The organism is Bacillus sp. NMTD17 (assembly GCF_002998735.1).
Taxonomy (GTDB): domain Bacteria; phylum Bacillota; class Bacilli; order Bacillales; family Bacillaceae; genus Bacillus.
Window position 1 is genome coordinate 918,386 of the sequence record NZ_PVRH01000001.1, and the last position, 25,909, is coordinate 944,294.

Sequence of the window (25,909 nt, forward strand, 5' to 3'; positions counted from 1 at the left end):
TTCCTCCTTTCGCTACAGCATCAATACATTTATATTTTGCAGATTTTTAGCCAAACTATGCGTAAGAAAATGGATTAAAGCAAATTACTTTACTTTTGGAATGATTGAGGCGCATAATGTAGCGCGAGGAGGAGATCAAATGGATCGATTTACTTATTGGAACCCAACGAAATTAATGTTTGGAAAGGGAGAAGTATCAGCCCTTTCAGATGAACTCAAACACTACGGAAAAAACGTATTACTTGTATATGGTGGAGGCAGTATTAAACGAAACGGCCTTTATGACCAAGTTGTCAGCATCCTAAAAGAATCAGGAGCTGCAATCACTGAACTTGCTGGTGTTGAGCCAAACCCGCGCTTAACAACAGTAAGAAAAGGGGTTGAGCTTTGCAAAGAGAACAACGTTGATTTTATTTTGGCAGTCGGCGGCGGCAGTGTCATTGATGCAACGAAAGCGATCGCAGCTGGAGCGAAGTACGATGGAGATGCTTGGGATATCGTGACGCGTAAGCATGTCCCAATGGAAGCTATTCCGTTCGGTACTGTGTTAACACTTGCTGCAACAGGTTCTGAAATGAACTCTGGATCAGTGATCACAAACTGGGAAACAAATGAGAAATATGGCTGGGGAAGTCCAGCAGTCTTCCCTAAATTCTCTATTCTTGATCCAGTGAACACATTCACTGTGCCAAAAAACCATACGATTTATGGCATGGTTGACATGATGTCACATGTGTTCGAGCAATATTTCCATCACACGGAAAATACACCTTATCAAGACCGTATGTGTGAAGGGCTTCTTCGTACGGTCATTGAAACAGCACCGAAGCTGATCAACGATCTAGAGAACTATGAGCTGCGTGAAACCATCTTATTCACTGGCACCATTGCCCTTAATGGAATGCTGTCAATGGGGGCACGCGGTGATTGGGCTTCTCATAACATTGAGCATGCGGTATCTGCTGTTTATGATATCCCTCATGCCGGCGGACTTGCGATCTTGTTCCCGAACTGGATGAAGCATGTCATTCAGGAAAACCCAGGCCGCTTTAAACAATTAGCGGTACGTGTATTCGATGTGGACCCTGCGGGCAAAACAGACGAAGAAGTGGGCTTAGAAGGAATCGACAAATTGTCAGCTTTCTGGACAAGTCTTGGTGCACCAAGCCGTTTAGCGGACTATGATATCAACGATGAGAAAATTGATTTAATTGCAGACCGTGCAATGGCACGCGGTGAATTTGGTCAATTTAAAAAGCTAAACAAAGAAGATGTTCTAGCCATTTTGAATGCTTCTTTATAATCGACCAACCAAAAGATAGCTGCTTTCGAGCAGTTATCTTTTTTTGAGTTCGACGTGTACATATGTTAAAGTAGTCTTTCATGTTTTTGGATATATACGCTGTAAGGAGATGTATCAACAGATGGAAAATTTTATTTACTATAATCCAACGAAATTAATGTTTGGAAAAGGACAACTAGAAGGACTAAAAAGCGAACTCGCTCGTTATGGAAAACGAGTGTTACTTGTATATGGCGGAGGCAGCATTAAGAAAAATGGTCTTTATGACAATGTGATCAGCGCGTTAAATGAAGCAGAAGCTGAAGTATTTGAGCTGTCAGGTGTTGAACCAAACCCGCGCCTTACCACAGTGGAAAAGGGAATCGACATCTGCCAAAATGAAAAAATTGATTTCTTATTAGCTGTTGGCGGCGGCAGTGTGATTGACTGTACAAAAGCGATTGCAGCCGGAGCAGAGTATGACGGAGATGTGTGGGACATTATCTCAAAGAAAACAACCGCTCAAAAAGCATTGCCATTTGGCACAGTGCTGACACTTGCGGCAACTGGTTCAGAAATGAATCCAGACTCTGTCATCACAAACTGGGAAACGAATGAAAAATATGTGTGGGGCAGTTCAGTCACTCATCCTGCTTTTTCCATTCTAGACCCTGAGCATACATATTCTGTGCCAGAAAACCAGACGGTGTACGGCATGGTCGATATGATGAGCCACGTCTTCGAGCAATACTTCCATAATGTAAAAAACACGCCGCTACAGGATCGAATGTGTTTTGCTGTTCTTCAAACAGTCATCGAGACAGCACCAAAACTGCTTGAAGACTTACAAAACTATGAGCACCGTGAAACGATCCTTTATGCAGGAACGATCGCTTTAAATGGCACGCTGCAAATGGGCTACTTTGGAGACTGGGCGTCCCATACGATTGAGCATGCGGTATCGGCTGTCTATGACATTCCGCATGCAGGCGGACTTGCCATCCTCTTCCCAAATTGGATGCGTCATACACTCGATCACAATGTGGAACGCTTTAAAAACCTCATGCTGAACATGTTTGACATCGAGACAGAAGGAAAATCAGATCGTGATATCGCATTAGAAGGCATCGACAAGCTGTCAGCCTTCTGGACAAGCCTCGGTGCACCAAGTCGTTTAGCGGATTATGACATTGGTGAAGATCAGCTGGACAAAATTGCCGACATTGCGGCGAAAGAAATGGAATACGGTGGTTTTGGTAACTTTATGAAACTTGGTCGTGATGACATTCTTTCTATTTTGAAAGCTTCTTTATAATCCTGCTTGCCGTTTCTCATAGAGAGAAACGGCTTTTTGCTATGCCAGTGACGATCACTTGATTTCAATAGCTAGTTCCGCTAAAGTGAAAGGGACAGAACTAACGTAATGGAGGGCTTACAAGCGATGACACATATTCAATTTGACTACTCGAAAGCGTTACCTTTCTTTCAAGAACATGAGCTTACATATTTAAAAGATTTTGTGAAGGTGGCCCATCATAATATTCATGAACAAACGGGTGCAGGCAGTGATTATTTAGGCTGGGTTGACTTACCGAAGCAATATGATCGCGAAGAATTTGCCCGCATTAAAAAAAGTGCAGATAAAATTAAGTCTGACTCTGATGTCTTGCTTGTTGTCGGAATCGGCGGCTCTTATCTCGGCGCACGTGCGGCGATTGAATTTTTGAACCACTCTTTCTATAACACGCTGCCAAAAGGCAAACGCAAGACGTCGCAAATCATCTTTATTGGAAACAACATCAGTTCTTCTTATTTAACAGATGTGATGGATCTATTGGAAGATGCAGATTTCTCTATTAACGTCATTTCAAAATCTGGAACAACAACAGAGCCAGCGATTGCGTTCCGCATCTTTAAAAAGCTCCTCATTGAAAAATACGGTGCTGAAGAAGCGAAAAAACGTATTTATACGACAACTGACAAGGCACGCGGTGCACTGAAAACATTAGCAACGGAAGAAGGCTACGAATCATTTATCATCCCTGATGATGTAGGTGGACGCTATTCTGTATTAACAGCAGTTGGTCTATTGCCAATCGCTGTGAGCGGTGCAGACATTGATCAGATGATGGAAGGCGCGGCAAAAGCAAGCGAAGACTTCGCTTCATCTGAGCTTTCTGAGAATGCGGCATACCAATATGCTGTCGTCCGTAATGTCCTTTACAATAAAGGCAGAACGATTGAAATGCTGATTAACTATGAGCCAGGCCTGCAATACTTTGCAGAATGGTGGAAGCAATTATTCGGTGAAAGTGAAGGAAAAGATGAAAAAGGAATTTATCCTTCATCTGCGAACTTCTCAACAGATCTTCATTCACTTGGTCAATATGTTCAAGAAGGAAGAAGAGACTTGTTTGAAACAATCGTCAATGTAGACAAACCTCGCCATGAGCTTGTCATTGAAGCAGAAGAACAAGACCTTGATGGCTTGAACTATCTAGCAGGAAAAACGGTTGATTTCGTTAATAAAAAAGCATTTGAAGGAACGATGCTTGCTCATACAGATGGAAAAGTACCGAATCTTATCGTCACAATTCCTGAGATGGATGCTTATACATTCGGATACCTCGTTTACTTCTTTGAGAAAGCATGTGCGATGTCTGGATATCTACTAGGCGTCAATCCATTCGACCAGCCTGGAGTAGAAGCTTATAAAGTGAATATGTTTGCTTTATTAGGAAAACCAGGCTTCGAAGAGAAAAAAGCCGAGCTTGAAAGCCGCCTGAAACAATCGTAAGAGTAAAAAAGGCACACCTTTGAAAGGTGTGCCTTTTTTGTTTTCTCACGGTTCCTGTGCAAGCGTCCTCATGCTCTGTACATAGAATAATGAGTAGAGGAGGGTGAAACATGAGAACGAATCATATTTACATTCACGATATTTCTGACCAGGCAATCGTCAACTTTGGCAATGTCGGACGTATTTGTCCTATGAGTGCTGTCAAGGATACTGAAGGTGCTGGCAGTGTGAACGAGACGAATCAATTATCCAATCAAAGCTTATTTGATGCTGCTTTTACAAACAATGTACAAATCACAAGAGGTAGATGTATGAATTCCTCTCTTTAACGAACCCTATTATACAAAAAGGAGGGTTTCGTATGATTCATGTACCATCCAGGCTGCCTGGTGAAAGCTTTTCACTTTACCATTTAGAAGAGACCATGAAGCCGCTCGGTTATGTCATTAATGGCAACTGGGATTATGATCACGGGTACTTTGATTATAAAATTGATAACCGTGATGGCTATACTTTTCTCAGAGTTCCTTTTACAGCCGAAAAAGGCCAGCTGGATCAGCCAGGCGTTGTGGTGAAAATGGGAGATCCATTTCTCTTAAAGCATGTATATCAAGATAAGTTAGATGATCATGCGATGGTTGGAAATGTGGGAGCATCCTTTAACCAATTCCAAGAACCAAAAGAGAAAGATGGAGATGTATCAAAAGCTTATACTGAGATTGGCTTTTCACTCGTCAAGGAATTAGAAGACGCACTGCTTTAAAGGCTGATCAGTTCATCCTCTGGATGAAGCTCATATCCAAAGGGAGGATTCATCATGGGTCCTTCTTTTTTTTGTACACCGACAATGATCACATGATGCTCTAAAAAGTGATGGAGCACTGTTAAGAATGTTTCTCCGGCTAACGAAGCTGGAACCGGTATGATGGTGACGTGTTTATGCAAGGTCATATGTCTTTTTTTCTTTAACGCTTTGAACTGTTCCTTTAGAAGAAAATGTTCGACCATTAAATGATTGACTGCATCAGAGGTATGAATGACTTGATTGGCACCAGCACGCTCGGCATTTTTCACGTAACGATCTGTTAAGATTTCAATTAAACAGTATAGCGAAGGATTTAATCCTTTTGCTGCAAGTAATGTTAAAACACTCTGCATATCAGCTGTCACTTCATTTTCGTGCTGATCTGCGGTAATCATCAGTGCATCTGCACTGGTAATATTGGCTTTGCGAAGTGTGACATCTTCGGTGCCATGCCCTTTAATAAAATGAACATTCTCTAAAAGTGGCCCTTCCTTCAAGGAGTCATCAATCAGCACAATCGGCATAGCTGGATCAATCGTTTGAAACGACTGAAGCAGTTTGTTCGTTTTCTCATTCCAGCCGACGATAATGAGATGTCCTTTCCCTTTAAAGGCGACCTTTCCTTCTACATAATGGTGCTGCTTGCTGAACACAGCGGCGGCAAGCGTGGCGAAATAAGCTGTGACAAAGCTTGCGCCGATCAAAATCAGAGCCATACCCGCTACTTGTCCAGGCATGGTTTGCGGCACAAAATCACCATAGCCTACCGTAGAGACTGTAATGAGCGCCCACCAGATCCCATCAAAGATCGTATGATACTGCTTCGGTTCAAGCAAAACGATTAATTGTCCAAAAAAAAGAAGCAAGAAACAGATGATGATGGCAATTCGAAGATAAAGTGGCCACCTTAGCCAAGCGATAAAGATACGATTTGATTTCATCGGACTCTTCCTTTCAGGAGACTGCTAATGTCAGTATGCCCGATTGAGGAACATTTTTTCATCTTCGTCATGTATTGAAACAGATCCCATATCTTAAAATAAGAGAGAAGAAGGAGGGAATGCGAATGTCGTTCGTTCAAAAGACCGTACTTCTTTTTATCGGTGCGCACTTTTTATCATCAGCTGTGATCTTGCTCGTGTTTGACTTAAATGCTGTGAATCATTTTATGAGTGATTTTTCATGGCTGCACTTTTTTCAAGACCTATACGGAACAGTGACCTTTTATACAGCATGCTTAGGTGTGTTCTTCTTTTTCATTGGTGCGGTTATTCCCCTTAAAAAGACCTAGTGCTTTTTTCTGTACACGTTACATAAAAGTCATTAAAATTGTAAATAAATATATAAAATAAAAAGGAAGCTGATGAGCATGCTGTTTTTTTATTTTTTAACATTTGCCGCATTGGGATTGTCATTTTGGGCACAATTTAAAGTAAAGAATAATTTTGAAAAGTATTCAAAGGTTGAAGCATCCAGTATGAAAACAGGTGCGGAAACCGCTCGACATATTTTAGATCACAACGGGTTATATGACGTGCCTGTTGAACCGGTAAGAGGAACTTTGACTGATCATTACGACCCGACGCAGCGTGTGGTTCGCTTATCTGAACCTGTGTACTACGGTCATTCCATATCGGCCATTTCAGTCGCATCACACGAGGTTGGACATGCCTTGCAGCATCAGGAATCCTATGGTGCGCTTGTCTTGAGACATAAGATCTTCCCTGTCGTGAACTTTGCATCTGGTGTTGCCCCGCTTCTTTTCCTTGGAGGAATCTTGCTCGGCAGCCTTAACTTAATCGGGCTTGGGATCATTTTGTTCTCAGCGGCTGTGTTTTTTCAGCTTGTGACATTGCCTGTCGAGTTTAATGCAAGTTCTCGTGCAAAAGATATCATTGTTTCAGAAGGAATCATTAGAAGCAGTGAAGAAAGAGGCGTGAACAAGGTGTTAAATGCTGCAGCTCTTACGTACGTCGCAGCGGCCCTTGTTTCCTTGTTTGAATTGCTCCGTTTTGTAATGATCTTCCTAAATGGCCGTAATGATTAATTGATGCCAGAGGAGGTGAGCCCTTACCATTGTTAGGTAAGGGTTTTTTTGTATATTTTAAACGTATTTTTAGTCATATTACTTATTGCTGCGACAGCATTTTTTGTTGTCACTGAATTTGCGATTGTGAAAATTAGAGGCTCTAAAATCAATCAGCTGATTGAAAGCGGTGATAAGAGAGCCATCCACGTACAAAAGCTCATATCAAATCTCGACGAATATTTATCTGCCTGTCAACTCGGAATTACCATCACCGCTTTAGGCTTAGGGTGGCTGGGCGAGCCGACGGTGGAACATTTTCTGCATCCGCTGTTTGAGGAATTAGGGCTTCATTCCGCATTAACCGACATCCTATCGTTTATCATCGCATTTGTGATCATTACGTTTTTACATGTCGTTGTGGGAGAACTGGCGCCTAAAACGATTGCCATTCAAAAGGCAGAGGCCGTCAGCCTTGTGACAGCAAAGCCACTCATCTTTTTCTATAAAGTCATGTACCCGTTTATTAAAGCATTAAATGGGGCGGCACGAGGCATTGTGAAATTATTCGGTTTTCATTCTGTCAAAGAACATGAAGTGGCGATCAGTGAGGAAGAATTGCGTCTCATTTTATCTGAAAGCTATGAGAAGGGCGAAATTAACCAATCTGAGTACAAATATGTGAATAAAATTTTTGAATTTGATAACCGGGTGGCGAGAGAGATCATGATCCCTCGTACAGAAATTTCAGCCATAGAGGTTGAACAGACGCTTGAAGACATGACGCATTATATGCTGAACGAAAGATACACACGCTACCCTGTTATTAAAGAAGACAAAGATCATGTGATTGGTGTCATCAATAGCAAAGATGTGTTTAAGGCGAGCTTCCTGAATCAAGATGTGACGATTGAAGACTTAATGCGTCCGGTGATTCGGGTGATTGAAAGTACTCCTGTTCAAGAATTGCTCATTTTGATGCAAAAGGAACGAATTCATATGTCAGTGCTCGTAGACGAATATGGAGGAACAGCCGGTCTTGTCACAGTAGAGGACATTTTAGAAGAAATCGTGGGCGAAATTCGGGATGAATATGATCAAGATGAAACACCTCATATCGTCAAAAAAGGTGACTTCCACTATGTAATGGATGGGAAAGCCTTGATTGATGAAGTAAATGATTTATTGGATTTAGCCATTGAGAATGATGATGTTGATACAATTGCTGGCTGGATGATGACACATAAATTTGATTTTGAGATTGGAGATACGATTGAAGCAGAAGGCTGTGAATTTACCATCATAGATGCAGAAGACCATCATATTCGGACCATTGAAATCAAAAAGGTTCACTTTTTCTAAAAACCTCGTAACACTTGACGAGGTTTTTTTAGTTGGTAAACTTTAGGTAAGAGAATGCCTTCTGCCGATAAGCAGTGATTTATTTCACATAAAAAGGGTATGGTTTTATAGAAATGACAAAAAGGAGCCGCTCATATGAAAAAAATCAATGTACAAACAAATAGACGCGATGAGATGATCGACGTGACGAACGAGATCCATCAATATGTCAAGGAAACAGGTATTCAAAACGGAACCGTCATCGTCTACTGTCCTCATACGACAGCAGGGATGACCATTAATGAAAATGCGGACCCAGATGTGAAACGAGATATGCTCCGGAGGCTTGACGAAGTCTTTCCGTGGGAACATCCGAAGGACCGCCATATGGAAGGAAATACAGCCGCACATATGAAAGCGAGCTATATGGGTGCTACGCAGCATGTTCTCATCAATCATGGTGATCTTGTACTTGGCACGTGGCAGGGAATCTATTTCTGTGAGTTTGACGGGCCGAGACATCGCCATTTTTATATACAGGTGTCTTCAAACGAATAAGAGATGGGGGAAATAAATGGGAGATATCACGAAATTACTGCAAATCAAATATGGAATTATTCAAGCGCCAATGGCAGGAGGCGCCGTGACATCGCAGCTGGCAGCCGCTGTTTCACAGTACGGGGGACTTGGCAGTTTGGCAAGTGGATATGTGCAGCCTGACAATTTGAGGCAGCAGATCAGACAGGTCAAACAGCTGACAACTCGCCTGTTTCAGGTCAATGTATTTGTACCAGAGCCAATTCCAGAAGTCAAAAAAGAGGATGTGGCATTTTGGGAGAAGAGACTGCCTGCACGACCAGCCGCTGATAGGCTGCCGAGCCAAGAGGAATTGTGGGATGATTTTGAACAGAAAATCAACATTATTCAGGAAGAAGACGTACCGGTCGTTTCCTTTACCTTCGCTTGTCCAAATGAACAAACGATTCATCGCTTAAAACAAAAGGGGATCTTTTTAATTGGAACCGCCACAACAAAAGAGGAAGCACTGCTTTTAGAGGAAAAAGGGATGGATGCCATTGTTCTGCAAGGAAGTGAAGCAGGGGGGCACCGAGGTACCTTTTTACCTGCAAAAGGAGATGCCCTGGTGGGACTCTTTAGTCTGATCTCTGACGTCAAGCCGCTCTGTCATGTGCCATTGATCGCCGCAGGCGGGATCACAGAACGAGCAGGTGTGAAAGCCGCTCTAGCGCTTGGAGCGGATGCGGTTCAAATCGGCACACGATTTTTAGCCAGCCAGGAAAGTGCTGCGGCAGACGTATACAAAAAGGCGATTTTACAGGCAGAAAGCAGTGAAACAAAGATCACGAGGCTTTTTTCTGGGAAAAGAGCAAGAGGAATTGTGAATCAGTGGATGGAGGAAGAAAGACAGAATGAAGATAGGGTTCTTCCTTATCCGGTTCAGCATGTATGGACGACACCGATGCGAAAAGCAGCCGCGGCTGCAGGAAACCCTGATCAAATGGCTCTTTGGGCAGGACAGGGCGTTAGCCGTATTCACTCGATTTTAACCGTTGAGGAGATCATGCATGAACTGACGCATATATAAATTCATGTTGGGTGGTGTGAAAGGATGGACATCTTAAAGCATTCATACCGAAAAAAAGGACAAATTGAATTTTGGTTTGATGAATTTCCGTACTCTTCTGCCGTCCTTACGCCCATTCGTCATTACTATTTTGTTCGTTACGTAAAATGGAGCCGGCACGATCCGCCGGTCACAAGAAAAGACTTAGAAAAAATGGAGATCCTTGCGAACAAGATGCTTGGCACGCTGCAAGATTATCGTAAACGCAAGGCATACAAAAGCCCCTTGTCATAACCAATAGACAAGAGGCTTTTTTTAGCTGCCAAACATTTGCCTGAGATAAATCACATCCATCCGGGTGGTCTGCGGCAATAGATAAGCAGATTGAACAGCACCTGGCCGCCTTCTCTTATTCAATTTGTCGATAATTTCTGCCGCTGTTAAAATCCCAAGTCCATGTCCGTAATATTGATCTTCTCCTAAGTAAATCACATTTTCCCCGCGCCACTGTGACTGCTGATAGCTAAACTCTGGATTTTCAAAATATAAGCAATCCCCATAGATAAAGTCATTCCCGCGTTCTGTATAAATCGACAATGTATCATAATGCCAGTCATACAGGGTTAAGCTGCGAAGCCTTCGGTTAAACTTCTCGTCTCCTACCGTTTGCAAGACCCCCATATAAAATACGATCACAATGGCTGTGGCACATTCAAATGCATATTGTGAGCCATTTTCAAAAATGTCTTTAATTCCTCTAGATGGTTCCACTTGATAGCGCAGCTCTAGTGCTCCTGCTTCCGATACACGCCAAAAGGCATCATTTGCACGAGATTTTTGGAAGATGGCAAATGAGGCACCACTTTTATGCAAATCTCTTGCAGCATTCATAATGTTCGATCTCAATGTGACCTCAAATAACAAATCAGATGCTTGCCTGTAGCGGAACGTATCATTTGAGGCTTGTAACTGCATCAAAATGATCCGCTTTTGTCCCTCTAGCTGAAATGAAGCCAGCTGCTCATTTGTCACTGGCTGTCCTGAAAGAATAATCATATGAAAAGCGCCCCCTTTTGTATTAGCGTATGCAAGATGCTTGGGCAAGGAATCAATTTGTGAAAATAAACAAAAAGGCATCCTTTTTAATTGAAAAACATGAAAATAATATGAAGATGTCCGATATATAACATATCGTTTAAAAGGAGGAAAAACATGAAAAATGCAATAAAATGGTTGAAAAAACCATCGATTTCTAAGAGACTGATTATTTCATTCACGCTCGTTCTTGTCTTGCCAATTATTACACTCAGTACGATTTCATATCAGATTGCCAAAGAAGAATTAGATCATGAAATCATGTACGGAGCAAACACAAGAGTCAATGAACTGAATGACATGATTCAGCAAAAGCTTATCAATAAGGAAAACGCAGTAAAACTCTTTACTGAAACATCTACTGCTGCAGACTTTAAGAAGAACAACCAGGACGAACTGTATGAGCATTTCGAGATATACAGTAAAATCAATGAAGATGATGTGGTTGGCTTTTATGCAGCAAGTAAAAAGCGTGATTTCATTCAGTTTCCTAAGGTAGACATGCCAAAAGGCTATGATCCAACAACGCGTGATTGGTATCAACTAGCTATGCAGGATGACAGTGGTAAGCCAGTTGTTACTAATCCATACATCTCTGCCACAACAAACGGCATGGTTGTCACGATTGCCCAGCGTCTGAAGGACGGGTCGGGAGCGATCGGAATTGACATTGATGTGCAAGACATTGTCAATAAAATAAAAGAGATTAAAATTGGACGACAAGGATATCCAATTATTGCGAATAAAAATAAACAAATTGTGGCTCATCCAGAAGAAAAGTCAGGATCTAAGGTCACTGAAAATATTTCATCTATCCTTTACAGCGGAAAAGAAGGAACGTCAACTTATGAGAATAAAGGAGAACAAAAGCGTCTTGTTTTTGTGACAAATGATTTAACAGGTTGGAAAATTGCTGGAACGATGTTTGTATCAGAAACAGAAGAAGCAGCACAGCCAGTTTGGAATTCTGCCATTATTCTTTTAATTTCTTCATTTATCCTTGGCGGCGTTGCGATCTTCTTTATCGTTCGATCCATCACAATTGGACTTCGAAAGCTTGTTGATTTCTCAAACAAAGTGAGTGAAGGGGATTTAACCGAAACCCTTGAAACCAAATCGAAGGATGAAATAGGAGAGCTGACAAGAAGCTTTAGCAAAATGAGTGAATCCCTCCGTGACGTCATTCGAGCGGTACAGCAATCTGTCGACAATGTGGCTTCCGCTTCCGAGGAGCTGACGGCAAGTGCCAGCCAAACAAGTCAAGCAACTGAACATATCACGATGTCGATTGAACAATTTTCAAATGGAAATGAAGCACAAAACGAGAAAGTCGAATCTAGTACGAATCAGCTTGTGGCAATGAATGAAGGGTTACAAGACATGTCACATACGTCATCAGAAGTGGCTGCTGTCTCACTTCAATCGACAGAGGCTGCTGGTCAAGGCGGCCGAATTGTTGAAAGCACAGCGAGCCAAATGAAACATATTGATACATCTGTACAAGAAGCAGAACAAGTCATGAAACAATTAGAATACAAGTCTAAAGATATTACGAGCATTTTAAATGTTATTAACGGCATTGCAGATCAAACGAATTTACTTGCGCTAAATGCAGCCATCGAAGCAGCAAGAGCAGGTGAATCAGGACGCGGCTTCTCCGTCGTTGCAGAAGAAGTGAGAAAACTAGCTGTCCAATCCGCAGATTCAGCGAAAGAAATTGAAAAGCTCATTCAAGAAATTGTGTTAGAAATTGCTAAATCTCAAGATATGTTCAAAACGGTCAATCGAGAAGTACATGCAGGACTCGGTATGACAGAAGAAGCAAAAGAAAGCTTCCAGAAAATTTATGAGGCGGCAGAAGGAATGTCGAAAAAACTGACTCAATTAAACGATACAGCGATTGATCTATCGAGCGGTTCAAAGCTTGTCTCACAAGCTATGCAGGAGATGCGCCAAGTCTCTAGAGAAAGTGCGGCAAACATTCAGGACATTGCGGCTTCTGCTGAAGAGCAGCTGGCATCTATGGAAGAAATCTCATCTTCTTCTGTGACACTTGCTAACATGGCAGAGGAACTAAAAGAGCGCACAAGTCAATTTAAAATTGATTAAAAAATGATGAAAAAATACCCAGAATTGTCTGGGTATTTTTTTTATGTTTAAACATCGTTTTCAGCCTGTAAAAATAAACCTTTCATCCGATAATAACTTTAGAGAAGTAAAGGGGGAAAGAGAAAATGGGGAAAATGATCCAATGGTTAAAAAAACCATCCATTTCAAAAAAATTAATTATTGCCTTTTTGGTAGTCCTTATCCTGCCAACCACTGCACTGACAATTAGTGCATTTTTTACATCAAAGACAGAGCTAGACAAACAGATTATGGGCAGTGCGATGAGTCAAGTCAATGCATTTGATACCTTAATCAATGAGAATATAGGAAACAAAGCAGATGCTGTGACCCTGTTTACAGATACACTCAAAGCGTCTAATCTTCAAGAAAAAAATAGAAATGCGACCATTAAAGAATTGCAGCAATTTGGAAAAATTAATGAAAAAGATGTTTCTGCTATCTATGCAGGCTCCGAAAAGGGATTGTTTATGCAATATCCTGTTCAAAAGATGCCTGATGGCTACGATCCAAGAGAGCGTCCATGGTATCAAGAGGCACTCAATGCAGAAAACGGCAAACAAGTCATCACAAAACCATACGTAGCAGCCTCCACAGGGAAAATGGTCATCACCATTACTCAAAAAATGAAAGATGGTTCAGGTGTTATTGGAATTGATTTAGAAATTGACACCCTACTGCAAAAATTAAAAGAAATCAAAATTGGGCAAAAAGGCTATGCCTTTATCATGGAGAAGGATAAAACAGTTTTAGCAGATCCGACCCAAAAGCCAGGAAGTCAGGTAAATGAGAATCTGGCGAATATTATTTTTGAAAACAAAGAAGGAAACGGCAGCTACACACTCAAAGGAATAGATAAAAAGGTTGCGTATGTGACCAATGAATTAACCGGCTGGAAAATCGGTGGAACGATGCTCGTATCAGAAGTAGAAGATGCAGCAAAGCCCGTTTTCAATACAGCCATTATTGTGTTCAGTGTGACACTTATCGTAGCAGGTACCCTTATCTTCTTTATCGTCCGCTCTATATCTAAAAGATTATCCAACCTTGCCCGCTTCTCGAAAAAAGTCAGCGAAGGTGATTTGCGCGATAAGCTTGAGATCCAATCAGATGATGAAATTGGCCAAGTTGGGAAAGGCTTTAATACAATGATTGACTCATTAAGAACCCTCATTGGTGCCGTCCAAACCTCGGTCGAAAATGTCGCTTCTTCATCAGAAGAACTGACCGCCAGCGCAGGGCAAACAAGTAAAGCAACAGAGCATATTACACTATCCATTGAACAATTCTCCAATGGAAATGAAAGTCAAAATGACAAAGTCGAATCCAGCTCAGACGAGTTAGAAGAAATGAACCGAGGCCTTCAGCACATGAATGAGTCGGCTGAATCCATTACTGCTTCATCGATCAAATCAACAGATATCGCAGGGGAAGGCGGACAGCTTGTGGAAAAAACCGCTTCTCAAATGAATGTGATTGATCAGTCCGTGAAAAAAGCAGAGAATGTCATCAGCGCTCTTGAAAGTAAATCAAAAGACATTACACAAATTCTAGGTGTCATCAATGGAATCGCTGACCAAACGAATTTACTTGCGCTAAATGCAGCAATCGAGGCAGCAAGAGCTGGGGAATCTGGCAGAGGCTTCTCCGTTGTAGCAGAAGAAGTAAGAAAACTGGCTGTTCAATCAGCCAATTCGGCGAAAGAAATCGAGAATTTGATTAAAGAGATCGTTCAAGACATCGATGTATCACAGGAAGTATTCACTGCGGTGAATCGAGAAGTTCAATCAGGCTTAAGCTTCACTGAACAAACAAGAGTCAGCTTCCACAATATTTTCGAAATGACAAAAGAAATTTCTGACCAGCTTCAAACGATGAATCAAACGGTTATCCAGCTTTCAAATGGCTCTGCCCATGTGTCAGAGGCTGTCCGTGAGATTGCAGACGTCTCACGTGAAAGCTCCGCAAACATTCAAGACATAGCGGCTTCAGCGGAAGAACAGCTGGCATCAATGGAAGAAATCAGCTCATCCTCTGCTACGCTCTCATCAATGGCAGAAGAATTGCGTGATTTGATCAGCAAATTTAAAGTCGAATAGACATAATGAAAAGAGTCCTACAGCTAGAGGGCTCTTTTTTCATTAAGTAAATCAAAAGAAATAGGTGAATTTAATCATTTTGATTAATTTTCGAACATTAAGTCTTGAAAAATAATTCGTATTACCTAAGAATAGAAGGGAAAGACCACAAATCATAATTCAAAAGGAGTAGAGTCATGAAAAAAATCAACTTTTTTAAGCACTTTACAATGTCGAAGAAATTAATTACTGCATTCTTAGCGATTCTCCTAGTGCCAATTCTCGTATTGGCAGCATTTTCTTATGAAGTGGCATCAAAGTCTCTCAATGATGAGATTATGTCTAGTGCTGCAAATGGTGTTCAGCAATTAAACGAACTCATTAATAAAGATGTACAGCCTAAAATTGATATCGTTTCCTATTTAGCCAAATCGGTAAAAAAGAGTGAATTGGCTTCTAAAAACAAGGATTTACTCAAGGTAAAATTAGAGCAATTATCGGAAACAGATGAAGATGTGGTGGAAGTATTCATTGCAGATCAAAATGGTAAACTAACCGAATATTCCAAGATTCACAAAGGTAGTGCCTCGAGCGCAAAAAACGAATCGTGGTTTCAACAATCGATGGGAGATGAGAAACTCATCATTTCAGATCCTTTTGTCGGCAAGTCATCAGATGACCTGCTCATCACAATATCAGAACAATTAGCAGATGGTTCTGGTGTGATTGGGATCAATGTGCGCTTGAACACGATCGTGAAAGATACAAACAGCATCAAAATTGGCAAAGAAGGCTATGCGTTTGTCGCGACTGCAGATCAGCATTATATTGCCCATAAAACAGACAAGCCTGGGGCGAAATTGACAGGTGATTTCATATCGAAATTGTATGATAAAAAACAAGGCAGCTTCAAATATGAATACAATGGAAAGCCGAAGCAAATGTTTTTTGACACAAATGAAGCAACAGGCTGGAAGCTTGCTGGAACAATGTATTTGGGCGAAGTCAAAGAAGCTGCACAGCCAGTTCTCGACTTAACAATGATCATACTGGCAGCTGCGATTGCCATAGGCGGAATCGCGATTTATTTTATTATTAAATCGATTCGAAAGCCACTGATAGAGCTCTCTGAATCGGCTGAGAAAATCAGTCAGGGTGATCTGACCCAGCATATTGAAGTTCGTACACACGATGAAATCGGGAAGCTTGAGCAGAGTTTTAACGAGATGTCAGCAAAGCTGAAACACGTCATTCTAGCTGTTCAGAATTCTATTGAAAATGTGGCTGCTTCTTCTGAAGAGTTAACAGCCAGTGCGGGACAGACCACCCAAGCGACTGAGCATATCACATCATCTATTGAACAGTTCTCAAACAGCACTGAACACCAAAATGATATGATCGAAAAAAGCTCAGTCCAGTTGAATGAAATGGATCGCAGCTTATCCCATATGGTCGATACGACCTCACATATGATGGAATCGTCGATTGATTCGAGCAAAACGGCTCAGGCTGGTGGAGAACTCGTTCAAAAAACAGCAGGTCAAATGCAAACCATCGAGCAGGCAGTGAAAGAAGCAGAGCTTGTTATTCAAGGCTTAGAGCAGAAATCAAAGGATATTACTAACATTCTGGGTGTCATTAACGGCATTGCTGACCAGACCAATCTCCTTGCTTTAAATGCTGCGATAGAAGCCGCTCGGGCAGGAGAAGCAGGCAGAGGTTTCTCTGTTGTTGCAGAAGAAGTTCGTAAGCTGGCAGAGCAATCAGGAAGCTCTTCAAAGGAAATTGAAAGCCTGACGAACGAGATTGTGGAGGAAATTGAAAAGTCACAGAAAATGTTTAAACAAGTAGCAGGTGAAGTACAAGCTGGATTAAACATTACAGATGAAACGAAAGTCAGCTTTGAGAAAATCACCGATAAAACATCAGAAATGACAGAACAAATGAAACAAATGAACGGAACCGCCAAAGAACTCTCGCATGGCTCAAATGATATTTCACATGCGGTGAATCAAATCAAAGAGCTTTCAAGAGAAAGTTCCGCAGGCTTCCAAGATATCGCAGCATCCGCAGAAGAACAGCTGGCATCTATGGAAGAGATCAGCTCATCCTCTGCCACGTTATCTCAGATGGCAGAAGAGCTAAGAGAGCTCATTAAACAATTTAAAATGTAAGAGATATAAGGAAGCACCTGACGTTTTGACGTCAGGTGTTTTTCCATTCGATGCATATAATTTGGGTGTTTTGGACTTATTTAGACTTTAATAAATTAAAAAAGTAAATAACCTAGTAGTACTTCCGATATATATACTATCTTACTAAAAGGAGTTTTCTTTTTTATGAAATTCATACAGTATTTCAGGAAGCCATCTATTTCAAAAAAGCTCGTATTCTCTTTCTTATTTATTCTCTTATGCCCAATCATTGTATTGGCATTCTCTTCATATCATACGGCGAGCACCTCTTTAAATGATCAAATCATGCAAAGCGCCAAGGAGAACGTAGAGCAGCTAGATAAAAATATTACGAAGGTTGTGAAAGTGAAAACAGACGCAGCCGATTTTTTTAGCAAATGGATCACGGAGAAAAAGCTTAAGCAAAAAGGCACGACAGATATTCAAGGGCGCTTTGAGCAGTTCATGAGTATGAATGATGACACAGAAGGCATTTTTGTCGCTTCAAGTGATGGCAAAGTGTTTTCAAGATATCCTAATAAAAAAATGCCTGCTGACTATGTCGCAACGGAGCGGGATTGGTATAAAGACGGCTGGGCGAAAAACGGGGAGCTGTCTGTTTCAGCACCGTATCCAACGGCTTCAACCGGTACGCTTGTGGTCACAATCTCTAAAAAGTTAGAGGACGGATCAGGAGTCATTGCAATGAACCTAGACATTGCGAATCTAGTAAAAGAATCAAATAGCATAAACATTGGGAAACAAGGCTATGCCTTTATTGGAAGTCCGGATCGTACCTTTGTTGCCCATCCAACGAAAAAAGCTGGATCCAAATTATCTGGTGAATGGCTAGAAAAGCTTTATTCACAAGATGAAGGTTCTATGAGTTATATGTTTGAAGGAAAAGAAAAGCAAATGGAGTTCACCACAAACAAAGCGACTGGCTGGAAAATTGTCGGTACGATGTTTGTGACGGAAGTAGAAGAAGCTGCACAGCCAGTCTTTAACATGGCCGCTATCATTTTAGCAGGCGCGCTCATCATTGGCGGGATTCTGATTTTCTTGATCATCCGTTCCATTACAAAACCACTTTCTATACTTGTCTCTTCCTCAAGGAAGATCAGTGAGGGAGATTTAACAGAAAAAATTGATGTCCGGTCAAAAGATGAAATTGGACAGCTAGGCACAAGCTTTAATGAAATGAGTGAGTCATTAAGAGATGTCATCCAAGCTGTACAAACATCTGTAGAAAACGTGGCTTCTTCATCTGAAGAACTGACGGCAAGTGCAGGTCAAACAACAAAAGCAACCGAACATATTACATCATCTATTGAATCATTCTCAAACGGCAACGAAAATCAAAGCGAAATGGTGGAACAAAGTGCGTCTCATTTAAAACAAATGAACGAAGGACTGAACGAAGTCGCAGAAACGTCTGATGTCATCACAGCGTCATCTATTCAATCAAAAACAGTAGCGGAATCAGGCGGGCAGCTTGTGGAGCAAACCGTTGGCCAAATGAAGACGATCGACCATTCAGTGAAAGAAGCTGAAGGGGTGATCAACGGGCTGGAGCATAAATCAAAAGATATCACAAACATCCTAGGCGTGATTAACGGCATTGCGGATCAAACGAATTTACTTGCACTCAATGCTGCCATTGAAGCAGCACGTGCAGGTGAGTCAGGCAGAGGCTTCTCTGTTGTCGCAGAAGAAGTGCGTAAACTTGCAGTTCAATCATCGGATTCAGCAAAAGAGATTGAAAAGCTTGTGAAAGAAATCGTATCTGAAATCGAAACATCTCAAAATATGTTCAAATCAGTGAATGAAGAAGTGAAGAATGGTCTTTCCATTACAGATCAAACGAAAGAAAGCTTCTCACAAATTAATCTGCAAACAGCGGAAATCGCAACAAGAATCAATGAAATGAATACAACAGTACGCGAGCTTTCAAAAGGATCTGAGCAAATTTCTAAAGCGGTGAATGAAATTGCCGATGTATCACGAGAGAGTTCAGCAAGCATCCAAGATATCGCCGCATCTGCTGAAGAACAGCTTGCTTCTATGGAAGAGATTAGTTCTTCATCTACGACTCTTTCCCAAATGGCGGAAGAATTACGTGATTTAATTAAAAGATTCAAGATCAGCGAATAAGATCAAGTGGTTCTCCTCAAGGGGAACCGCTTTTCTTTTTAAGAGGTCATCTCGTACAATAGAGGAAATCGAAAGAATAGGAGAGATGTTATGCGTTTATCAGATAAGAAGGTCATTGCGTTTGTCAGTGATGATTTTGAAGATTTAGAGCTATGGTATCCGGTTCTGCGTTTAAGAGAAGAAGGGGCAACTGTGCATCTTGTAGGAGAAAAAGCAAAGCATGAGTACATCGGAAAATACGGTGTGCCGGCTGTATCTGATGCAGATTTTTATTCCATTCAAGCGGATGAATATGATGCTGTGCTTGTCCCTGGTGGATGGGCACCAGATAAACTGCGCCGTTATCCAGAAGTGTTAAACATTGTTCGTTCATTTGATGCAAAGGCAAAACCAATCGGGCAAATTTGCCACGCTGGCTGGGTGCTGATTTCAGCAGGAATCCTGCAAGGCAAAAAAGTAACAAGTACACCTGGTATTAAAGATGATATGACAAATGCTGGAGCGGACTGGTTTGATGAAGCAGTCGTCACAGATGGCCACCTCGTCTCGAGCAGACGTCCGCCGGATCTCCCTCCATATGTGAAAGCATTTGCGGATGTGTTAGCGGCAACATAAACAAAGGATCCGAAACAAAAAACAAAGGGCGAACTTGCACATCATGTTCGCCCTTTGTTCATCATTTCATGCCCCATTCATTTTGTCTATCGGCAGGATACATCACGCCCATTTGTTTTCTCGCCTCGTCCATGACGGACATGGTTTGAACAGATAAGGCAAATGTATTGACTGGAGACTGCCCCATTCCTTGCTGAATACACTCAATAAAATGACAGATTTCATAATACATGGCTGGCTGATCATCTTTGAGAGAGATATCGGTTTGATGTCCTTGACGATCGTGGAACGTGATACGCGAAGGACGGTGGAATTGATCAATCACCATCGTGGCGTCCTCTCCTTGAATTTCCGCAGATAAATGAGACGTTGAAATTTTAGAATGAAAAAGGAGTGCTTGATGCCCGTCATATTGTAAAAGGACAGAGCCGCTCCCATCTACACCAGAAGAAAGCTTATAGCCTCTCGCGGTGATTTGATTCGGCAGACCAAATAAATAGATCGCCGGGTAGACAAGATACACACCGATATCCATTAAAGAACCATTGGATAATTCAGGCTTAAAAGCATTTGGAATCTCGCCATTTCGGTAAGCATCGTATCTTGAGGAATATTTACAGTAATGAGCGACCACTTGCCGAATGGGCCCGAGCTGATCAAGATGCTGTTTGATTTGCAGGAAGTTTGGCAGAAATGTCGTTTTCATCGCTTCCATTAAACACACTTGATGTTTTTTCGCTGCAGCAATCATCTCTTCCACTTCTTTTCGGTGAGAGGCGAATGGTTTTTCGCATAAAACGTGCTTTTGGTGCTCCATCATCAACATGGCCTGCTCCTTATGAAGGGCATTTGGACTTGCAATATACACGGCATCAAACGCATCACTTTCCGCCATTTGATGTAAGTTCGTAAAAACTGTATCAATACCGTATTTTTCGGCAAATGCCTGGCCTTTTTCAGCGGACCGTGAATAGACGGCTGTACATGTAAAATCAGCTGCTCCTTCACCGGCCTGTAAGAATCGATCTGTAATCCAGTTCGTTCCGATGACAGCAAATCGAATCATGTCATTCCCTCCTTCTGCTTTTCTCTGATTATACATCCTTTGAAAGCGTTTGTATGAAAGAACATTCTTTTTATTGAAGAGCGGATGAAACCTTTATATAGGCTGATGCGTCTTACATAAAGGATATAAATGTACGAAAAGTGGGTAGTTTCTTCCTTCATTCGGGTAATACTCTGATAGAAGGGAGAGGAGGAAACGAACATGAAGCGCACCCTGCATATAGGAAGTACATACGTCTTTGCGCTTTTATTCATAGCAGCCGGTATTTTTCATGTGATAGAGCCGAGCGGCTTTGCCCGTATGATGTCAGGCTGGCTATTTCCATATGTGATAGTCTATGCGACTGCATGCTTTGAATGGCTGATGGCTGTTTTGCTGCTTCTGCCAAATGTCAGGATTGCAGCAGCAAAAATCATGGCTGTCTATCTTGTACTCATTTTCCCTGCAAACTTATTTGCTGCACGAGAGGGAATTCCAATTCCAGGTCAAAAAAGCACAGAGCAGGCCTTGCTATGGATAAGGCTTATTGGACAGCCGATTCTCATTATATGGGCGATGTCCATTGCGAAATGGGAAAAAAAGCTGAAACAATGACCACCATATCATGATCAGGTAGTGTACAATTTATTAATAAAATAGTTCGAGTTTGGAGGAACGATATGAATTCTATGCAAATGTGGAGCAGTCGATTTAAAAAATTTTTTCTTGATAACAAGTTTGTTCTCTTTTTACTCGTCCTGCTATTAATTGGATTGAATATCCTTGTTTTCATGAAAACATCTTTTATTTTCACACCGCTCATTGTACTCGTCAAAACCATCGCCTTACCGATTATTTTAACGGGGGTCGTGTATTATTTATTAAATCCGATTGTCAACTTGTTAGAGAGGTTTAGAGTCAAACGGATCTTTTCAATTTTGCTTTTATATATTGTCATTATTGGTATCATTACAGTGACCATTGTGTCTATTATTCCTTTTTTACAAGCACAAACGATGAGTCTGTTTCATAACCTTCCGAAATATGTTGATACGGTAGAAGAACAGATTCGCCAACTAACGGGAAGCAACTTTATTAATCAAGCGCAGAAAGCGATGAATTTTAACGTCTCTGAATTGGTGAGTAAAGCGTCAAGTCAAGCGACGAAGATTTTGGAAAGCACCTTTACCGGAGTGGGGACTTTCTTAGGGGCGCTCACCGAAATCATCATTTCGATCGTGACCGTTCCGTTCATTCTGTTTTATTTATTAAAAGACGGCAAAAAATTACCTGACTATTTCCTGAAATTTATTCCGAATAAGTTTAGAGATCATACACATATCGTGCTTCACGAAATGAACCATCGCCTGAGCTCTTATATTCTCGGACAGATCATTGTCAGCTTCTGTATTGGTGTTCTTCTTTTAATCGGTTATCTGATTATTGGACTTGACTATGCGTTGCTGCTGGCGATCATTGCGGCATGTACAAGTGTGGTGCCTTACCTTGGTCCAACGATTGCGATTACACCAGCGATTGTGATTGCGCTTGTGACATCACCAGTGATGCTTTTAAAACTCATCATTGTCTGGACAGTGGTTCAGCTCATTGAAGGGAAATTTATTTCACCTCAGGTCATGGGGAAAAACCTTCATATCCATCCGATCACGATTATTTTTGTTCTATTAACAGCAGGTAAATTGTTCAGCGTAGTCGGCATCATTGTCGCGATTCCAACATATGCCGTCCTGAAGGTCATCACGACCCACTTGTTTGATTGGTTCAAAATGCGATCCAATTTGTACAAAGAAGAAAAGGTTTAATGTCATAATCTTTTTTTGAAAAAAATATAGTATCATAAAGACGAGCTTTCGATGAAGAAAGCTTGTCTTTATGTGGACATAGATGGTTGGACTGTTCAAAAGATCAGAATTGAAAGGAAAGAAAATCATGAATCTATGGGATTTATTCGTGGCACTGGTTTTAGGAATTGTCGAAGGATTAACAGAGTATGCACCTGTCTCATCTACAGGTCACATGATCATAGTCGATGATCTATGGTTAAAATCAAAGGAAATCATTACGCCAGAGGCGGCAAACACATTTAAAGTCGTGATTCAGTTAGGTTCTATTTTAGCAGTCATGATTGTGTTCAAGGATCGTATTTTGAACTTGTTAGGCTTAAAGAAAAATATCACCGAAGAACAAAAGCGCAGCGGGCATAAGCTGACCATTGCTCAAATTGCAGTAGGACTCGTCCCAGCCGTCATTTTAGGATTCTTATTTGAAGACTATATTGATAAATACTTGTTTGACGTGAGAACAGTCGCTGTCGGTTTGATTTTAGGCGCAGTGTTGATGCTTGTCGCTGACTGGATCAATAAACGTAAAACAGAAACAAGCTCTGTCGATAACATGACGTACAAACAGGCGCTTTATATCGGACTGTTTCAATGTTTGGCATTATGGCCAGGCTTCTCTCGCTCAGGTTCGACGATTGCAGGCGGGGTTATTCTTGGTTTGAATCACCGTGCTGCAGCTGATTTTACATTTATCATGGCGATGCCGATTATGGCAGGCGCAAGCTTGTTAACACTTGTGAAAAATGCCGAATATTTAACAACAGACATGTTGCCATTCTTTATCGTCGGCTTTGTGAGTGCATTTGTTGTGGCTCTCTTTGTTGTTCGATTCTTCCTAAAACTGATCAATAAAATCAAACTTGTGCCTTTTGCGATATACCGAATTATCCTAGGTGTGATTTTATTTATCCTGTTCATGTAATGCTGTAAACTACTCTTATAAAAGAGTAGTTTCAGCGTATAGACAAACCTTCGCATTCGTTGTCAGGTCTGCGCGCCGGTGCTCACGAATGTCAAATTCGCTCCGCGCCGGTGCTCGTCCTTCCTAGACTGCAAAGGTTTTCAAACACGCTGAGCTGAAAAGAAGACAAAGGGCTAAAATAAAGATCATTTTAGCCCTTTGTCAACAATCTGAAACTACTCTTATAAAAGAGTAGTTTTTTTGTTGTTTCAGCTCTTTTAAACAGTAAAATCACCCTCTTAATTGGTAGAAAAAGAAGTTTTTTCATAATTTAGTGTTTAAGAGACAGAGGAAGGGGTAGTACATAAACATACCAATTAAAGGAGGAGTTAGAAATAATGAGAAAAACAAGCAAATTTGTTGTTAGTTCTATGATTGCTACGTCAATGGTTGCTGTCCCTCTATCTCTTACGACTTTTGGTCAAACGGCTGAAGCTGCTACGACAACAGGTGTTGATGGAAGTGTCTCTATTGATCCAGTAGCCATTGCCGATAAAATTGAACAAGCAGTAAAATCATCTCAAAATCGTGATGGATTTGTAAAAAATGCGGCGTACAGTGCCTTCTATGAAGCAGGTCAAAACTATAACGTAGTTGTCCAAAACTTAAGCCAAGATCATGACTTTAGCGGACTGAACAATGTTGTCTACTATGATAGTGTTGAATATGATGGTATTACGTTTGGTATTTGGGTATTTGAAGATGGTACGTTCGTCAACAATGGTGACGGCGGCTATATTAACTGGACATTTGTTGGCAGCTTTGACCGTGAGGAAGGAAGCGGCACTGTCGATTTCCATAAAAGATTCTAATCTTATTGCCAAAAGTCTGCCGATTCACCGGCAGACTTTTTTTATAACGCACATTCTTCTATGTCAAAACCTAAATCTTCAATGATGTGATGATCCGTTTGGACTTGCTGGCCTTTTGTTGTTAAATAATCGCCTACGAAAATGGAATTTGCCGCATAAAGGGCAAGCGGCTGAAGCGTCCGTAAATTGAACTCTCTGCCTCCAGATACTCGAATTTCCTTGGTTGGATTGACAAATCTCATGAGTGCTAACACTTTCAATGCTTTGATCGGATGTGTTCGTTCTTGATGCTCAAGCGGTGTTCCCTCGATTGCATGAAGAAAGTTGACTGGAATGGAATCCGCATCAAGGGCTCTGAGCGCAAAAGCCATTTCGACAATTTGCTGGTTGGTTTCACCCATCCCAATAATAACCCCTGAGCAAGGTGACATGCCGGACTGTTTGACCTCCTCAAGGGTCGACAAACGATCATGATATGTATGAGTTGTCGTAATGTGAGCATGATGATCTTGATGTGTATTGATATTGTGATTATACCGATGAACCCCTGCTTCCTTCAGCCGCCTCGCTTTGTCTTCATTTAATAACCCAAGACATGCACACACCTTCAAAGGCATGGTCTCAGTGATCTCTTTTACTGCTGCCGTCACCTCATCTAACTCTCTGTGAGAAGGTGCTCTGCCGCTTGCGACAATACAATAAGTCCCCGCTTTTCTCTTGAGCGCCTCACGCGCGCCAGCCACAATCGTTTTTTGATCAAGCATTGTATATCTTTCAACCGGTGCTTTTGAAATGATCGACTGTGAACAATAACCACAGTTTTCAGGGCAATAACCGCTTTTTGCGTTAAAAATCATATTTAATTTCACCTTGTTTTGAAAAAAATGAAATCGTACTTGATAGGCTGCATGCATCATAGATAATAATTCTTTATCGTCAGCTGCAAGAATGTCTAGACCTTCTTGCAGCGTGATCCGTTCATTTTTCAGCGCTTTCTCCGCCATCGCTTCCCAAGACAAAGATATTTGTTTTCCCATCATAAGCTCCTCTCATTATGTTAACTTATTTTTATTAAAAGTTAACATAAGAGATGGTCGTTGGCAAGCATTGGATAAATGAAGTCTATGAATATACATGTAGACACACAAAA

General features: G+C 41.3%; 24 protein-coding genes and 4 pseudogenes. 24 read left to right on the forward strand and 4 right to left on the reverse strand.

Annotated elements, in window-relative coordinates:
• The first annotated feature begins 139 nt into the window (after positions 1-139).
• The 5 genes from C6347_RS04690 (at position 140) to C6347_RS04710 (ending at position 4,842) form a co-directional block, all read left to right on the forward strand.
• The gene (locus C6347_RS04690; protein ID WP_034659783.1) at positions 140-1,303 is read left to right on the forward strand and encodes an iron-containing alcohol dehydrogenase; all 1,164 of its coding nucleotides are present in this window, start codon (positions 140-142) and stop codon (positions 1,301-1,303) included.
• A gap of 121 nt (positions 1,304-1,424) precedes the next feature.
• The gene (locus C6347_RS04695; RefSeq protein WP_034659782.1) at positions 1,425-2,597 is read left to right on the forward strand and encodes an iron-containing alcohol dehydrogenase; all 1,173 of its coding nucleotides are present in this window, start codon (positions 1,425-1,427) and stop codon (positions 2,595-2,597) included.
• Between the two features lie 126 nt (positions 2,598-2,723).
• Positions 2,724-4,079 (forward strand): glucose-6-phosphate isomerase, encoded by a 1,356-nt coding sequence (locus C6347_RS04700; protein ID WP_106071464.1) that lies wholly within the window; start codon positions 2,724-2,726, stop codon positions 4,077-4,079.
• A gap of 110 nt (positions 4,080-4,189) precedes the next feature.
• A complete protein-coding gene (locus C6347_RS04705; protein WP_060597201.1) occupies positions 4,190-4,408 on the forward strand; it encodes a spore germination protein in 219 nt (72 codons plus the stop codon).
• Between the two features lie 32 nt (positions 4,409-4,440).
• Positions 4,441-4,842: a YugN-like family protein gene (locus C6347_RS04710; RefSeq protein WP_034659780.1), complete on the forward strand. Its 402-nt coding sequence runs from the start codon at positions 4,441-4,443 to the stop codon at positions 4,840-4,842.
• On the opposite strand, the gene C6347_RS04715 is transcribed toward C6347_RS04710, so the two are convergent.
• The gene (locus C6347_RS04715; RefSeq protein WP_060597200.1) at positions 4,839-5,825 is read right to left on the reverse strand and encodes a potassium channel family protein; all 987 of its coding nucleotides are present in this window, start codon (positions 5,823-5,825) and stop codon (positions 4,839-4,841) included. The genes C6347_RS04710 and C6347_RS04715 overlap by 4 nt on opposite strands.
• Before the next feature lie 125 nt (positions 5,826-5,950).
• Here C6347_RS04715 and C6347_RS04720 point away from each other — a divergent pair, with 125 nt between their 5' ends.
• The 6 genes from C6347_RS04720 to C6347_RS04745 all read left to right on the forward strand — a co-directional run bounded on the left by C6347_RS04720 (position 5,951) and on the right by C6347_RS04745 (position 10,130).
• The gene (locus tag C6347_RS04720; RefSeq protein ID WP_060597199.1) at positions 5,951-6,175 is read left to right on the forward strand and encodes a YuzI family membrane protein; all 225 of its coding nucleotides are present in this window, start codon (positions 5,951-5,953) and stop codon (positions 6,173-6,175) included.
• A gap of 81 nt (positions 6,176-6,256) precedes the next feature.
• A complete protein-coding gene (locus C6347_RS04725; RefSeq protein WP_060597215.1) occupies positions 6,257-6,931 on the forward strand; it encodes a zinc metallopeptidase in 675 nt (224 codons plus the stop codon).
• 48 nt (positions 6,932-6,979) lie between these two features.
• Positions 6,980-8,272 carry a hemolysin family protein gene (locus C6347_RS04730; protein ID WP_034659775.1) on the forward strand — a complete coding sequence of 431 codons (1,293 nt, stop codon included), beginning with the start codon at positions 6,980-6,982 and terminating at the stop codon, positions 8,270-8,272.
• A 135-nt stretch (positions 8,273-8,407) separates the two neighbouring features.
• Complete coding sequence (locus C6347_RS04735) at positions 8,408-8,809, forward strand: secondary thiamine-phosphate synthase enzyme YjbQ (protein ID WP_060597198.1); 402 nt, start codon at positions 8,408-8,410, stop codon at positions 8,807-8,809.
• Positions 8,810-8,825: 16 nt separating this feature from the next.
• Entirely contained in the window at positions 8,826-9,857 is a 1,032-nt protein-coding gene (locus C6347_RS04740; protein WP_060597197.1) for a nitronate monooxygenase, read from the forward strand.
• Between the two features lie 24 nt (positions 9,858-9,881).
• Positions 9,882-10,130, forward strand: a complete 249-nt coding sequence (locus C6347_RS04745) for a hypothetical protein (RefSeq protein WP_106071465.1) — start codon at positions 9,882-9,884, stop codon at positions 10,128-10,130.
• Positions 10,131-10,151: 21 nt separating this feature from the next.
• On the opposite strand, the gene C6347_RS04750 is transcribed toward C6347_RS04745, so the two are convergent.
• Complete coding sequence (locus tag C6347_RS04750) at positions 10,152-10,892, reverse strand: protein-glutamine gamma-glutamyltransferase (RefSeq protein WP_060597195.1); 741 nt, start codon at positions 10,890-10,892, stop codon at positions 10,152-10,154.
• 339 nt (positions 10,893-11,231) lie between these two features.
• Here C6347_RS04750 and C6347_RS19585 point away from each other — a divergent pair.
• The 9 genes and pseudogenes from C6347_RS19585 to C6347_RS04775 all read left to right on the forward strand — a co-directional run.
• Positions 11,232-12,098 (forward strand): annotated as a pseudogene (locus C6347_RS19585) (cache domain-containing protein); the annotation flags it as partial.
• Between the two features lie 114 nt (positions 12,099-12,212).
• Positions 12,213-13,040, forward strand: coding sequence for a methyl-accepting chemotaxis protein (locus tag C6347_RS19590; protein WP_374955723.1), 828 nt, complete (start codon positions 12,213-12,215; stop codon positions 13,038-13,040).
• A 281-nt stretch (positions 13,041-13,321) separates the two neighbouring features.
• Positions 13,322-14,212: pseudogene (locus C6347_RS19595) on the forward strand (cache domain-containing protein); the annotation flags it as partial.
• Complete coding sequence (locus C6347_RS19600) at positions 14,207-15,157, forward strand: methyl-accepting chemotaxis protein (RefSeq protein ID WP_374955724.1); 951 nt, start codon at positions 14,207-14,209, stop codon at positions 15,155-15,157. The pseudogene C6347_RS19595 and the gene C6347_RS19600, both read left to right, overlap by 6 nt.
• Positions 15,158-15,474: 317 nt before the next feature.
• Positions 15,475-16,368, forward strand: a pseudogene (locus C6347_RS19605) (HAMP domain-containing protein); the annotation flags it as partial.
• Complete coding sequence (locus C6347_RS19610; RefSeq protein WP_374955725.1) at positions 16,363-17,310, forward strand: methyl-accepting chemotaxis protein; 948 nt, start codon at positions 16,363-16,365, stop codon at positions 17,308-17,310. The pseudogene C6347_RS19605 and the gene C6347_RS19610, both read left to right, overlap by 6 nt.
• 165 nt (positions 17,311-17,475) lie before the next feature.
• A pseudogene (locus C6347_RS19615) lies at positions 17,476-18,519 on the forward strand (HAMP domain-containing protein); the annotation flags it as partial.
• On the forward strand, positions 18,511-19,464 hold the full coding sequence (locus tag C6347_RS19620; protein ID WP_374955726.1) for a methyl-accepting chemotaxis protein: 954 nt from the start codon (positions 18,511-18,513) through the stop codon (positions 19,462-19,464). The pseudogene C6347_RS19615 and the gene C6347_RS19620, both read left to right, overlap by 9 nt.
• 90 nt (positions 19,465-19,554) lie before the next feature.
• Positions 19,555-20,079, forward strand: a complete 525-nt coding sequence (locus C6347_RS04775; protein ID WP_106039136.1) for a type 1 glutamine amidotransferase domain-containing protein — start codon at positions 19,555-19,557, stop codon at positions 20,077-20,079.
• A 61-nt stretch (positions 20,080-20,140) separates the two neighbouring features.
• On the opposite strand, the gene C6347_RS04780 is transcribed toward C6347_RS04775, so the two are convergent.
• The gene (locus C6347_RS04780) at positions 20,141-21,145 is read right to left on the reverse strand and encodes a Gfo/Idh/MocA family protein (RefSeq protein WP_106039137.1); all 1,005 of its coding nucleotides are present in this window, start codon (positions 21,143-21,145) and stop codon (positions 20,141-20,143) included.
• A gap of 201 nt (positions 21,146-21,346) precedes the next feature.
• Here C6347_RS04780 and C6347_RS04785 point away from each other — a divergent pair, with 201 nt between their 5' ends.
• From C6347_RS04785 to C6347_RS04800, 4 genes are all read left to right on the forward strand, one after another.
• Complete coding sequence (locus C6347_RS04785; protein ID WP_106071469.1) at positions 21,347-21,739, forward strand: DoxX family protein; 393 nt, start codon at positions 21,347-21,349, stop codon at positions 21,737-21,739.
• A 65-nt stretch (positions 21,740-21,804) separates the two neighbouring features.
• A complete protein-coding gene (locus C6347_RS04790; RefSeq protein ID WP_106048260.1) occupies positions 21,805-22,947 on the forward strand; it encodes an AI-2E family transporter in 1,143 nt (380 codons plus the stop codon).
• Between the two features lie 127 nt (positions 22,948-23,074).
• Positions 23,075-23,908 carry an undecaprenyl-diphosphate phosphatase gene (locus C6347_RS04795; RefSeq protein WP_050944681.1) on the forward strand — a complete coding sequence of 278 codons (834 nt, stop codon included), beginning with the start codon at positions 23,075-23,077 and terminating at the stop codon, positions 23,906-23,908.
• A gap of 377 nt (positions 23,909-24,285) precedes the next feature.
• Entirely contained in the window at positions 24,286-24,759 is a 474-nt protein-coding gene (locus C6347_RS04800; RefSeq protein WP_060597177.1) for a hypothetical protein, read from the forward strand.
• A 41-nt stretch (positions 24,760-24,800) separates the two neighbouring features.
• Here C6347_RS04800 and bioB read toward each other — a convergent pair whose 3' ends face one another.
• The gene (gene bioB / locus C6347_RS04805) at positions 24,801-25,796 is read right to left on the reverse strand and encodes a biotin synthase BioB (RefSeq protein ID WP_034659758.1); all 996 of its coding nucleotides are present in this window, start codon (positions 25,794-25,796) and stop codon (positions 24,801-24,803) included.
• Positions 25,797-25,909 lie beyond the last annotated feature (113 nt).